General features: G+C 39.9%; 10 protein-coding genes. All 10 read left to right on the top strand.

The features are described from left to right. The first annotated feature begins 13 nt into the window (after nt 1-13). The 10 genes from CHI06_RS09485 (at nt 14) to CHI06_RS09440 (ending at nt 13,997) form a co-directional block, all read left to right on the top strand. Entirely contained in the window at nt 14-3,139 is a 3,126-nt protein-coding gene (locus tag CHI06_RS09485) for an FAD-dependent oxidoreductase (RefSeq protein WP_179292578.1), read from the top strand. A gap of 30 nt (nt 3,140-3,169) precedes the next feature. Then, complete coding sequence (locus CHI06_RS09480; protein ID WP_095248300.1) at nt 3,170-4,513, top strand: GH1 family beta-glucosidase; 1,344 nt, start codon at nt 3,170-3,172, stop codon at nt 4,511-4,513. 8 nt (nt 4,514-4,521) lie between these two features. Next, entirely contained in the window at nt 4,522-6,405 is a 1,884-nt protein-coding gene (locus CHI06_RS09475; RefSeq protein WP_095248299.1) for a beta-N-acetylhexosaminidase, read from the top strand. 20 nt (nt 6,406-6,425) lie between these two features. Next, nucleotides 6,426-7,229 (top strand): sugar phosphate isomerase/epimerase family protein, encoded by an 804-nt coding sequence (locus CHI06_RS09470; protein WP_179292577.1) that lies wholly within the window; start codon nt 6,426-6,428, stop codon nt 7,227-7,229. A gap of 50 nt (nt 7,230-7,279) precedes the next feature. Beyond that, nucleotides 7,280-8,248 (top strand): Gfo/Idh/MocA family protein, encoded by a 969-nt coding sequence (locus CHI06_RS09465; RefSeq protein ID WP_095248297.1) that lies wholly within the window; start codon nt 7,280-7,282, stop codon nt 8,246-8,248. A 96-nt stretch (nt 8,249-8,344) separates the two neighbouring features. Then, complete coding sequence (locus CHI06_RS09460; RefSeq protein ID WP_179292576.1) at nt 8,345-8,944, top strand: YesL family protein; 600 nt, start codon at nt 8,345-8,347, stop codon at nt 8,942-8,944. Between the two features lie 267 nt (nt 8,945-9,211). Next, on the top strand, nt 9,212-10,549 hold the full coding sequence (locus tag CHI06_RS09455) for an ABC transporter substrate-binding protein (protein ID WP_095248295.1): 1,338 nt from the start codon (nt 9,212-9,214) through the stop codon (nt 10,547-10,549). 74 nt (nt 10,550-10,623) lie between these two features. Further along, nucleotides 10,624-11,586: a carbohydrate ABC transporter permease gene (locus CHI06_RS09450; RefSeq protein ID WP_306453806.1), complete on the top strand. Its 963-nt coding sequence runs from the start codon at nt 10,624-10,626 to the stop codon at nt 11,584-11,586. After that, complete coding sequence (locus CHI06_RS09445; RefSeq protein ID WP_095248294.1) at nt 11,583-12,458, top strand: carbohydrate ABC transporter permease; 876 nt, start codon at nt 11,583-11,585, stop codon at nt 12,456-12,458. Before CHI06_RS09450 ends, CHI06_RS09445 begins: the two co-directional genes overlap by 4 nt. Before the next feature lie 42 nt (nt 12,459-12,500). Next, entirely contained in the window at nt 12,501-13,997 is a 1,497-nt protein-coding gene (locus CHI06_RS09440) for an FGGY-family carbohydrate kinase (protein WP_095248293.1), read from the top strand. Nucleotides 13,998-14,011 lie beyond the last annotated feature (14 nt).

The raw sequence follows: 14,011 nt of genomic DNA, 5'->3' as shown, positions 1-14,011 counted from the left end.
GGTGGTAATGAAAGTGAAAAAACATCAATTGCCTGCCAGTGATATTCCTATTTTAGCAGAAGTCGATGTCGTCATACTCGGTGGATCCTTTGCAGGTATTGCGAGTGCATTGCAATTTGCGAAGCAAGGTAAACGTGTAATGGTGGTGGAATCAAGAACATATTTAGGCAGCGAACTGACAGCTACACTTAGTCCTTGGGTCGAGCAATATCAGTCATCAAAAACACAGTTAATCGACTCTTGTATAGATACATGTGGGAAACCAGTTCAGAATGGAAATATAATTGTTTTTCAGATGGATCAATTGAAAATACATCTTGAGGACCTATTATTTGCTGCTCGTGTCGAATTATTGTATAGTTCACTGCCAATCACTATCACTCGCTTTGAAGCTGATTGGAATGGATTGGTGATCGCCAATAAATCAGGACGGCAACTGATTCGGTGTAAAGGAATTGTCGATTCAACGGAAACGGCTATAACTACCTTTTTAACCGGAGAAGTTTTGAAATCTGCCGATGAAAAAGAGCAGAGATTCTATAAGCGAGTTTTAGAGTTTACGAATGTCCAAGAGATGGACCAAACTGAAATATACGTTCCAACAGACTTAAACATAAAGGAAAATAGGGTTACCCTTTATCATGGCTATCATGAGAATGGTCATGTCTATGTGGAATACCAAATATGTTTAGAGGCTGAAAACAGTTTAGAAGGAAATCGGATTCGTGAAACAATCACCCAAAAACTAGGAATCTCGCTTGGTGAGTATTTAATTCAAGAGGTTCCAGCGTTCAGTAAAGCGTTGTTATCTGCAAGTTCATATGAATTAAAGGGTCCATATTGTATGGACAGACAGACCGCTCCAAATTTTTGCCTTGAAAAATTAACAGTTAACCATCCCAACGTGTGGAGTTTTTATAAAGACCTATATGAAAATAATAATACGAATTGGCTTGATCCAGTAAAGGCAGCAGCCTTTGGCGAACAGTTTGCGGAATTAGTAACTGATTTCTCAATGATAAATCAGCAGGTAATTCAAGTTAAAGGTTATACTTCTGAAGGTATCGCTGAGTATGAAGTGAGAATTCCGGTAGATTTTTTAGAAAAGAGTCTTGATTTCGGGAACGTTCCCACTCAAGAAGTCTTCCTTTCTAAAAGAGCCCAGGTGCTTGTTGCCGGGGGCGGCTCTAGTGGTGGTGCTGCAGCGATTGTATCTGCGGAGGAAGGAATGAACACCATCCTTGTTGACCTCAATCCTGGGCTTGGGGGAACAGGTACATTCGGTGGAGTTGACAGCTATTGGTTTGGGAAGCGCCATGGTTATGCGGAGAAGATAACGAAACTCGTCCATGATGTCCAGAAAAGAATTAACTATAAGGGTCATAAATGGAATATTGAGGCGAAAAAGTATGCGCTGTTAGAATTAGCAGACCGTTTAGGAATTGAAATGCTGTTCAATACGATTACCTTTGGATCAATTACAAAAGGGACTCGTGTATGCGGAAGTATGATTGCGACAAGATGGGGAGCATGTTCCCTAATAGCAGACTGTGTGATTGATGCAACCGGTGATGGTGATCTTGCAGCTTTTGCAGGGGCCGAATTTGTCTATGGGGCTGCTCGTGATCACGTTACGATGTGGTATTCTTTGGCTCAATATAACAAACCGGGAAAATTACAAAATAATTTTACGAGTATGGTGAATGTGTCAGATGTACAGGACTACACAAGAGCAATTCTCTCAGGAAGAAGAAGATGGAGTGTAGACGTTGATGGCTGTCATGATCATGGAATCTATGTAGCTCCTCGTGAAAGCCGCCATATTATCGGGGATGTTGTGATGAATATGAGTGATCAATTACTGCATAGGAGCTGGCCAGATTGTATTAATATTCATTTCAGCAACCATGATATGAAGGGGATTAGCGAAGCAAACTGGCTGCATGCCGGTTTCATTCCACCTAACCTTGAAATCGAAATCCCATACAGAATGCTGTTACCAAAAGGGCTGGATGGGATTTTAGTGGTCGGTAAAGCAATTTCTGCCACCCATGATGCACTGCCAGCGATTCGAATGCAATCTGATTTAGAAAATCTCGGTGGGATTGCAGCATTAGCTGCTTCGATGGCTGTAAAGGAAAATAAATTTCCTAGACAAATAGAGTATTTGATTTTACAGAAGAAAATCGTGAATGAGGGCTTGATTCCTGAACATATTTTGACAAGAACTACTGAGCCCCTTCAATATTCTGATGAACAATTAATTGCACTGATTGATTCCATTGAGGTGGATGAGCCTCTCTATGAATACTCGAATATGCGGATGAATGAAATCTATCAACAACGAATACCATTTGTTGAAATTTCTACAGTGGGGAAACGCATTATTCCTTTCCTTGAAAAAGCATACTCGGGAGCGGTCGGTACTCGTAAGGTGCGAATCGCTCAGGCATTAGCCATGTATGGGTCAACAACTGGAGTGCCAACCTTAATCTCAGAAATAATGAACATGCTTCAAGGGGAACAGCTTCCTAAACGGACAGCGGATATATTGTATGTTATGATGCCGCCTGACCATGGGGCAATGCCAGATGTGTGTTATTTACTATATTCATTAGGATTAACAAGAGATAAACGGGCTATTAAGGTTTGGCAGAGAGTGGCCGAGTTACTAAATCCATCTGAAGAAGACTTTACAGATAAAATGTGGGGGATTTTTTACTATATTCATGCGCTTTGTGTTGGTGCTGAAAAACTAGGTGCTGAGGATGCAGTTCCATTCCTTAAGCAGCTGCTATCCATTCCAGCTATAAGCAATCAGTATTGTTATGAGGGTCATCAAGCAGACTTCTTCTTAGAAAGACGCGCACTCCTTGAATTAGCCATCGGAAGGGCATTAGCACGGAGCGGTAGTTATGAAGGATATGAAATATTAATTAACTATCTAGATGATGTACGTTCCTTACTTAGTAAGCAGGCAAATACAGAATTAAAACGATTAAGCGGACTCGGCCTTAAAAAAGACCAAAAAAGGTGGAGTGACTGGCTCGAAAAGAATATGAATCGTCTCCGCTCTCAACCATATATCCTAATTACGGATCAGACTATCGAAAATGAAGCCATCTCAAGAAGAATATAAATGGTTACTAAAGAAAGGGGTTAAAAAATCATGGCAATTATTACTTTTCCTAAAGATTTTCGCTTTGGTGTGTCAACAGCATCCTATCAAATTGAAGGTGCCTATAATGAAGATAGCAGAGGTATGTCTATATGGGATACCTATAGCCGAATTCCTGGTATGGTCCTAAATGGAGACAATGGTGATATCGCTTGTGACAGCTATCATCGTATGGATGAAGATATTGCCTTATTAAAAGAATTAGGTGTTAATACCTATCGTTTCTCCATTGCATGGCCAAGAATTTTTCCAGACGGAAGAGGAGAAATCAATCAAAAAGGGCTAGACCACTATCATCAGTTTGTTGATAGGCTATTAGAAAACGGAATTGAACCACTTTGTACCATCTATCATTGGGATTTACCGCAGGCTCTTCAAGATGAAGGCGGTTGGAAGAATCGACAAACGATTGAGGCATTTGTTGAGTATTCCGATTTACTATTCCGTGAGTTTTCAGGAAAAATTAAATCATGGTTAACGATTAATGAACCATGGTGTGTTTCCTTTTTAGGATATTTCGTCGGTGAGCAGGCTCCAGGGGAAAAAGACCTTCAAACATCTCTTGATGTTGCCCATCACCTTTTACTGGCACATGGACGAGCTGTAAAGCGATTTAAAGAACTTGGTGTTCCTGGAGAAATTGGTTTTGCACCAAATGTTACATGGTATGAACCATATAGCAATCGAACAGAAGATATCGAGGCTTGTAAGCGGATCTCAGCATGGTTTATGGAGTGGTTTTTAGACCCTGTATTTAAAGGAAGCTATCCGCAAATTTTAGTAGATTGGTTTGCAAAAAAAGGGGCAAAAGTAAACATTCAAGAAGGCGATATGGAAATCATTTCGCAGCCTATCGATATTTTAGGAATCAATTTTTATACTGGAACGGTATCGCGATATAAAGAAGGAAATGGAACGTTTGATTGTGAACATCTTGATGGTTTATTTGATAAAACTGACATCGGGTTTTCCATCTATGCGGATGCCTTTTACAAGGTTTTGATGGATATTAAAAATAAATATGGCGATGTACCAATCTACATCACTGAAAATGGTGCAACTTATAATCAGAATCCAGTCGACGGTCGTGTTTGTGATGATAAACGAATCAAATACTTAAAGCAGCACTTAACACAGATTAGTCGTGCGCTATCATCCGGTGTGAATTTAAAAGGCTACTGTATTTGGTCATTGATGGATAATTATGAATGGTCCTATGGCTATAGTATGCGGTTCGGTCTTGTTCATGTTGATTATCATACATTGAAGCGAACGAAAAAAGATAGCTATTTCTGGTACAAGAAACTGAATCAAAACCATTGGTTTGAATTGTAGGTGTTACGATGAATATTAATTTTAGTGGTGAGTTGCAGGGGCTTGAACAAGGATTAGAGATTATTTGTAGAGAGCTAGATATTCAGCAATCGAAAGATGGAATTCCTATCCGTGTGGAACAAATAATGGGTCCATTAATGGTTGGCTGCCAGAAAGACCATGGAGTAATCCGCTATCAAGAAAAAATACACTTTTTTCGTGCATTAGGATTGTGGCTGCAGGAGTTTAAGGAAAGTAATCAATTTGAAATAACTGAAGAGCCACAATTTAAAACAAATGGTGTTATGGTGGATTGCTCGCGTAATGCCGTAATGACCGTAGACGGGATTCAAACCCTTTTACGAAAAATGGCTTTAATGGGTTTGAATATTGTCATGATGTACACAGAGGATACCTTTACTGTTGAGAAATATCCATATTTCGGTTATATGCGGGGCCGATATACTGAGCAGGAATTACAAGCATGTGATGACTATGCCCATCATTTCGGCATTGAAATGATTCCATGTATTCAAACACTCGCCCATTTAACAGAGGCGCTGAAATGGAATTATGCAGCAAGAATAAGAGATACCGCTGATATTTTATTAGCTGATAATGAAGAAACCTATGAATTTATTGAAGAGTTGATAAAAGCTGCCTCACGACCATTCCGAAGTAAGCGTATCCATATTGGAATGGACGAAGCGCACCAGCTTGGCCTAGGGAAATATTTGGAGGAGCATGGATATCAAAAACGCTTTGATATTATGAATAAGCATCTTCACAGGGTGGTATCACTTGTTGAAAAGTTAGCCTTAAAACCGATGATTTGGAGTGATATGTATTTTCGACTCGGTTCCAAATCAGGAAATTACTATGATTTAAATGCTAACATCCCGGAGAACGTTATTAAATCTATGCCAAAAAATGTTCAATTTGTTTATTGGGATTATTATCATACGGATGAAGAATTTTACCGAACATTCTTGAGAAAACATAAAGAATTTGGCTCAGAGCCGATCTTCGCCGGTGGCGTATGGACATGGAATGGCATTGCTCCGAACTATGGAAAAACAATCGTTACCACGAATGCGGCTTTAGAAGCTTGTAAAAAAGAAGGAATCCGTGAAGTATTCGCTACCATGTGGGGCGATAATGGAGCAGAAACACATCCATTTACCGGATTGGCTGGCCTGCAGTTGTTTGCCGAACATGGATATGCTAGTGAAGTGAGTCAAGAGAAATTAGCCGAACGGTTCAATTTTTGCACCGGCGGCAATTGGGATGACTTTCTTACCTTAAATGAATTCGATGAGACACCTGGTGTTTCAAAGGATAACCTGCATGAATCACATCCATCTAAATTTTTGTTGTGGCAGGATGTTTTACTCGGTTTATATGATGAGAATATTCGTTCCTTGCCGTTAAGTGAACATTACGAAAATTTGGCTTCACGCTTGGAAAAAGCGAAAGACCGGAATACAAGCTGGGCAGGGATTTTTACTTTTTATACTCAGCTGGCTCATGTATTGAGTATTAAAGCAGACATAGGTGTCAAATTAAAGGGTGCCTTTGATCAAAATGATAAACAGAAATTAACATACCTGAAAGATGAACTGCCAACATTACGAAATCTGGTCGATGATTTACGTAAGCTTCACCGTTCTTTATGGTTTTCAACCATGAAACCTTTTGGCTGGGAAATCATTGATATCCGCTACGGAGGAATACTCTCACGATTAGAATCTGCAGAGTATCGAATTGACCAGTGGCTAAATGGTGAGATTGACCGGATTGAAGAGTTAGAAGTCGAGAGGCTCAACCACGATGCTCCATGGAAAATGCCAGAAGGTGCTTTAGGAAGAAATTCGTACCACCGGATTGTAACAGCGGGGACATTTTCCGGATAAATTTTATAGAGGTGTTCACAATGATTATTGGCTTTCAAACTGCAAATTATTTTGCCCGTGCAACGAACTACCAATCAAGTATGGATGCATGGGGAGAAGCTGAGCGCAAAGTAATTGAAACCTTTAGCTTAGCAGAATTCGACCGAATTTGCCATGATATTCGAGGTGCGGGGTTTCAAAATATCGAACTATGGATGGGACATGCTTTTCCTAAATTTATGACTCCTTATTTTGCAGAAGAATTAAAGAAAATTTGGCAGAGCTATAGTTTAAGCGTCTATTCTTATTCTTGTTCGCTTGGAGACCCAATCCGCTATCCAAGATGGACGAGGCTGTGTTTTGAAACAGCCAAAATGCTAGGAATTGACTTAATTACAAGCGGCATTTCCAAAGAGTCAGCTCCGGTCATTTATAGTCTATGTAATGAATTTGGGATCAAGGTTGGTGTAGAGAACCATCCAGAAAAGCATCCTGATGAAATCAAGGCGATTATCGGTGATTATGGAGACTTGCTTGGTGCGGTTGTTGATACGGGGTGGTATGGAACACAGGACTTTTCTGCATCTGAAGCGATTTTGCAATTAAAGGATTCCTTACTTAATGTACATCTAAAAGATGTAAGGGAAGCAGGTATGCATAATCCTGTCGCACTTGGAACGGGAATTGCCGGTATTGCTGAGTGTGTATATGCCCTAAAAGAAATTGGCTATGACCGGACGGTATCAATCGAGCAAGAAGCGGGGGATTATGATCCAACTGATGACTGCGCCAGTGCTCTTCAATGGGTTAAGAGTTTACTAGATGAAAGCAAGTCTGATTCCTAGTCGGTTATGCATTAATAGTGGTTTAACCAAAAAACGATGAGGAGAATGAAATGATGGTACAGATTGCAGTAGTTGGCACTGGCTGGCAAGGCCAGGGGCATTTAAGTACGATGCAGAAAATAGCTGGAATTGAAGTGGTTGGTGTTTGTGAATTAAATGAAGAAACCCTCTTAAAAGCCACAAATAAATTTGGTGTGAAGGGTTTTACTGATTATGTGAAAATGCTTGAGGAAAGTAAGCCTGATGGAGTCATAATTTGTACACCTCCAGAAGTGCGAGAGTTTCTTGTCCGTGAAGCAGCGGAACGGGGGATCCATTGTCTTATAGAAAAACCGCCTGCAAAAAATCTTGAGATGGCTAAAAAAGTCGATGAGATATTAGATCGAACTGGGGTCATTAACAGTGTTGGCTTTATGTACCGGTACAGTCCTGCTGTTGCCTACTTAAAAGAACTTATTAAAGGCAAAAGGGTTGCATGGGTCCGCAGTGCCATGCTTGATGGTTTAGCACTTCGTCCAAACTGGCCGCGCTGGTTTTTTAATAAAGAAATTTCAGGTGGGCCTGTATTTGATCAGGCGATTCATATCTTTGATCTCTCCCGCTATCTGCTTGGGGAAGTAGAGCGAGTAACAGGTTACCAAGGCAATCTGGTTGTTCAAAAAGGCGGGGACTTTACGGTTGAGGATAGCTTTACCCTTTTGATGAAATACCAAAATGGAATATTACAAAATCATACCCATACTTGGTCCTATCCGGATGTATTTACTCAAATAGAACTGATTTCCGACCAGCTGCATTTAACACTTGATCTTGTTAAAGGAAGTGTAAGCGGTAAGGTGGAGGGGGTAGAAGTATCCTTCGAGGCGGAGGAACATGGGCTATATCAGCTTGAACTGGAAGCATTCGCGAAGGCTATTGAAGAAAAAAATCCTGAATTTGTGCTAGCAACCTATACAGATAGTATTCAATCTCTATCAGTTGCCCTAAAAGCACGGGAGGTCCTTGAAGCTGATAAATAGGTAAATAGTTAAATAGGAACGGCGTCAGAGAGTGCCGAGACTGCTTAAAAGGTGTTCGCCGGCAATCTCTTTGTTTACATGAGAGGAGAGAGTGATATGGGCAGAGCGCTTACTTTTTTAATGGAGTGGCTGTGGAGACTATTATATTTAAACGCAATCTGGATATTGTTTTCATTACCGGTCATTACCGTGATCCCAGCAACAGCTTCAATGTTTAGCGTAATGGACAAATGGGTTAGGGGAGATCAGTATGAGCCAAATTTTAAAGTCTATTTCCGTGAGTTTAAGAGATTATTTCTAAAAAGCTATTCGCTCGGACTTTCCATTGTGCTGATTGGAGGTTTATTATTTTTAGACCTGCTGATTCTAAGAAATGCGGTTTCTGATATCTTTGTGACCATTCGCTATGGACTATTGTTGTTTAGCTTATTATTTTTAATTGCCGTGTCCTATAGTTTTCCTGTTTTTCTGCGCTATCAGTTCCCGTGGTATAAAACCCTATTTTTTTCTTTTATGCTAGGAGTCCGTAACCCTGTTATCACATTTTTGATGTCGTGTGGCTTTTTGTTGGTTTTGTTGCTTGTTATGTTTGCTACGGGCGTTGGAATATTACTGTTTGTGAGTTTAATAGCTTTAATAAGCACAATTTCTGCACATTTTATCATTAATGCGCTACCAGAATTAGCTAATGATTAAGGATTTTGACTACTGTTTGTGTAATTTTAAGAAAATGGTCAAAAAGATTAATAGAATTTTCAAAAATTAATTGACATGAAAGCGCATTCATATAATAATAGTAATAAGCCCACAATATCCCGCAATAAACGTCAGTCAATGCACCGAGAAACGATATAATTCCATAAGTCTCTGAGAAAAAATGGAGGGAGAGAAATTTACAATTACAGATCAGCAATTTGTGGGGGTTGTGACCAAACAAAAATAATATATTTAGGGGGAAAATGAATGAAGACAGTAAGAAAAACATTAGTGTCGCTGTTAATCCTAGTAATAAGCTTCTCTTTAATCCTAGCTGGCTGTTCAAGCAAAGAATCCGGATCGACAAAGTCTAGCGGCAATTCTAAAGACGGTGAAAAAGTTGTTATCGATTTCTGGACTTTTTGGGGTTCTGAAATACGCAGGCCAATCATTGAAAAAATTATCGATGATTTCAATAAATCTCAGGACAGAATTGAAGTAAAACATACATATCTGCCATTTGGGGATATTTGGACGAAAAACTTAGCGTCAATCGCCTCCGGAAATCCAGCAGACTTAATCATTAACGACATAAACGCAGTTGGAACCAGGGCGGAAAACAATCAAATTACGAATCTTGAAAAATATTTGAAGAAGGATCCAGAAGTAAAGGACCGCTTCTTCCCAGAATTATTTAATGCTACTCAGTACAAAGGGGAAACGTACGCATTGCCATTCAACACAGATACACGTCTTTTATTCTGGAATAAAGATATGTTTAAAGAAGCTGGCCTTGATCCTAATACACCACCAAAAACATGGGCAGAGTTAGAAGAAATGGGTAAAAAGCTAGATGTGAAAAAAGGAGATAAATTCGAACGAATCGGTTATCTCCCAAACTATGGAATTGAATCAGATGTCTGGATGATGAATGCAGACGGAAAAGGCTACTGGGATTTTGACGCAAATAAACCAGTTATCAATGATGAAACAAACGTAAAAGCGTTAACATGGGTGAAAAAGTATTATGACTATTACGGTGATAAAACGATTAATAATTTTAAGGCAGAATTTGGTGAGCAAACGGCAGATCCATTTGTTGCTGGTAAAATGGCGATGACTACTGATAATGCAAATTTCTTCACGAAACTAAGAGATTATGGTGAAGGAATAAACTTCGGCGTTGCACCTCTGCCAGCAATGGAAGAAGGAAGCGGAAATTCAAGCTGGGGCGGCGGATTTGTCGCTGAAATTCCTAAAGGAGCAAAACATCCTGATGAAGCTTGGGAATTCCTGAAGTATTTAACTGACGTTCAAGCACAAGAATTCTGGGCAGTGAAAAACTTTGATATTGTTGCAAACAAAGAAGCAGCAGAAAAAGCTTCTAGTAGTGCAGATTTTACAGAGGCTGGCAAGTTGGTGTACTCGGCAGCAAATGAGAACATGAAACAAACTTTGCTAACGCCAACGCCAATTGAAGCACCTGACTATATCAATTTAATTAAACCTGAGCTTGAATTGGTTCTATTAGGGAAAAAGTCACCGAAAGAAGGATTGGATGCCGCACAAAAGGCAGTAGAAGAGTTGGTTAAAAGTAACAAATAATAATAGTAAATTGTTCAGGGAGTGACATCAATTCGCTCCCTGATTGTTTAACCTTGAAAGAAGGGATGGACGAGATGGAAAGAATGATTTCAGACAAACCAGTAGTTACAAAAAAATTAAAAAAATCAAAAGTTAACGCCTCGTTACAGCGAAAAGAAGGATTGCAAGGATACCTTTTTATAGCACCATGGATCATTGGGTTTCTGTTTTTTATGGCTGGACCACTGTTATTTTCCCTCTATGGAAGCTTTACCAATTTCAACATCACTTCAAAAATGGATTTTATCGGTCTTGATAACTTCAAAAAAATGTTTACAAATGACCCAATCATTTGGCTCTCACTGAAAAATACGCTTTATTTTGTCATCGTCTCTGTGCCGTTAACAACAGCAGGGGCTGTCCTGCTTGCTGTTCTTTTAAATCAGGGAATAAAGGGGATGCGAGTATTTCGAACCATTTTTTATTTACCGGCTGTTTTATCCGGTGTAGGCGTTTATTTGCTCTGGATGCAGCTTTTAAGTCCTTCTTCAGGATTGGTAAACACACTGCTTGGTTTTGTAGGGGTTGAAGGTCCTGCATGGCTGACAGATCCTTCCTGGACAAAGAACGCCTTAATTTTCATGAAAATGTGGAGTGTCGGCGGCGGAATGCTTTTGTACTTAGCAAGCCTTCAAGGTGTATCACCGTCCTTATATGAAGCAGCTGAGATTGATGGGGCAAGCTCGTTTAGGAAATTTTTTCATATTACATTGCCAATGATTACCCCAGTTATCTTTTTTGATCTTGTGACGAGTACAATTGGGGCCTTCCAGATATTCCAGGAAGCCTACGTAATGAGTGACAGTGGAGATGGAGGACCAGCCAATTCACTGGTATTCTTCAATTTACATATGTGGAACAAAGCGTTTGAGGTTTTCGATATGGGTTACGCAATGGCCATGTCATGGGTATTATTCATCATTATCCTTGTATTAACAGTTTTCAACCTAAAGATTGCCCCACGCTGGGTTCATTATGAAGGGGAGGATCGGAAATGAGTACAGCAGCCCAAACAAAGGAAAATTATTTTAAAAGTGCGAATTTCAAGAAAAAAACTGGTCAAACCATTGTCCTAATCATTCTCATTTTAGGAAGTCTGTTAATTTTATCTCCAATCTGGTGGATGATCGCCACCTCTTTGAAGGATATGAAAGAAATCATGACCTATCCGCCAACCTTTATACCGAAAGAATGGCATTGGGAAAACTATTTAACAACACTTCAAAAAGGTCCTTTTTTGCAATATACCTTAAACACTCTGTTTATTACTTTTTTCGTTGTCATCGGAAATGTTGTGGCAAACTCGTTTATCGCTTACGGATTTGCAAAGATCCAGTTTAAAGGCCGGAATGTTTTGTTCGCGTGCGTCCTTGCAACGATGATGATTCCCGGATTTGTTACACTAGTTCCGCAATATGTGATTTATGCAAAGCTGGGATGGTTAAACACCTATTTACCGTTAATTCTCCCTGCTTTTTTTGGAAGTGCCTTTAATATTTTCTTGCTTAGACAGTTCTTTTTGACGATACCAAATGAACTAATTGAAGCAGCCAAAATTGATGGAGCAAATCATCTTTATATATGGTGGAAAATTTTCATTCCACTGGCAAAACCTGCGATTGCTACTGTTGCCATTTTTTCTTTTAACGGAGCATGGAATGATTTTCTTGGTCCATTATTATACATAAATGATGAGTCTCTCTATACGCTGCAATTGGGAATGCAAATTTTTAAAGGTCAAAATGATACGCAATGGAACTTTTTGATGGCAGGATCGATTATGGTATTACTTCCAGTTATCACGATCTTCTTCTTCTTCCAGCGTTACTTCATTGAAGGAATGAACTTAACAGCAGGATCCAAGGGATAATCCGAACCTCATGGAATTTTAAAGGAAGGAATTGTTTAATTAATGGCATTACTTGGGATTGATATTGGGACTACTCATTGTAAGGCAGGGGTATTTAAAGATAATGGATCCGTTATTCAGATAGCTGTTCGTCCAACCATTGCCCATTATACCAAGCAAGGAGAACCGTATTATTTACCTGATGATATATGGGGAAATATTACAAGTTGTTTAAAGGAGATTATGCCCTGCTGTGATGAAAAAGTATCTGCTATCGGCATTACAAGTATGGCAGAAACTGGGCTCCTCGTGGACAGGCAAACAGGAAAACCAAGGACCCATTTCATTCCATGGTTCAGCCGGTGTGCTGAAGCCGAAGCTGAGGAAATTTCCAATGAGGATAACCCTTTGCATCGCTTTCAGAAAACCGGTCTCCACAATAGTTACAAATATGGGCTTGCAAAAATCATACGCTTAAAAAAGCAGCAAGCAGACATTTTGGACGGGGCGGTCTGGCTGTCAGCTTCAGATTTTATTGCTTTTATGCTTACCGGTAATTTTGCAACAGACTATTCTTTGGCGGCAAGAACCTATGCGTTTCAGATTGATCAACATGCATGGGACCAGGACTGGATTAGGCATTTTAATCTTCCGAACCAATTATTTCCGGAAGCATTGCAAAGCGGAACAAAAATGGGAGTTACTCTGTCGACAGAGTTGGAGGAGCTTGGAATATCCAGAGGGATACCTGTTACAGTTGCAGGCCATGACCACCTCGTAGCTGCCCTTGCCGTTGGTGCTATCACCCCTGGAAATGTATTTGATTCTATTGGTACCGCTGAAACACTAATAGGGGCGATAGAGAAAAAGCAGCTTACGGAACTGGAATTTGCATCAGGTATTACGTTTGGATGTCATGTCGTGAAGGACAGATTCTTTTGGATGGGAGGAATTTCAGCCTCTGGAGGTTCAGTTGAATGGTTTAGAGAGCAGTTTTCTGATCAAAAAATGTCCTATGATGAAATTATGAGTCTATCAGCCAAAGTAATTGAGGGGCCGTCCGGTATTTTATACTATCCATACTTATCTGGGAGTGGTTCCCCACAGCCCGACCCATTCGCAAGAGCAGCTTTCATCGGTCTCAAGACATCTCATAAACGTGAAGATCTTTTGAAAGCGATGATGGAGGGAACTGCATATGAACTGGAATCGATTCGCAGAGCAGCTGAAAGAATGGCGGGACATCGGATTAATCAAATGATTTCTGTTGGCGGAGGGACAAAAAACCATTACTGGATGCAAATAAAATCAGACATTACAAACTGCCATTTGACCATTCCGGAGCTAAATGAAGCGACCCTGCTTGGAGCGGCTATTACAGCAGGGATTTGCTCAGGGATTTATAAGAACGAAGAAGAAGCTGCGAAAGCAATCCAATATACTAATCTTAAAGAAATAACACCTAATCAGCAATACCATTATGAATATAAACGCTTGTACGAAGAAGGGTATATGGGTCTTCAACTACATTTGCGGAACTTTTATCAAAGTTTTCGCTAGGCTGTAACGGTTTA

It is taken from the genome of Bacillus sp. 7884-1, assembly GCF_002272245.1.
Classification (GTDB): domain Bacteria; phylum Bacillota; class Bacilli; order Bacillales; family Cytobacillaceae; genus Neobacillus.
Note: the sequence above shows the minus strand (reverse complement) of the source record. Positions and strands in the feature narration are given on the sequence as shown.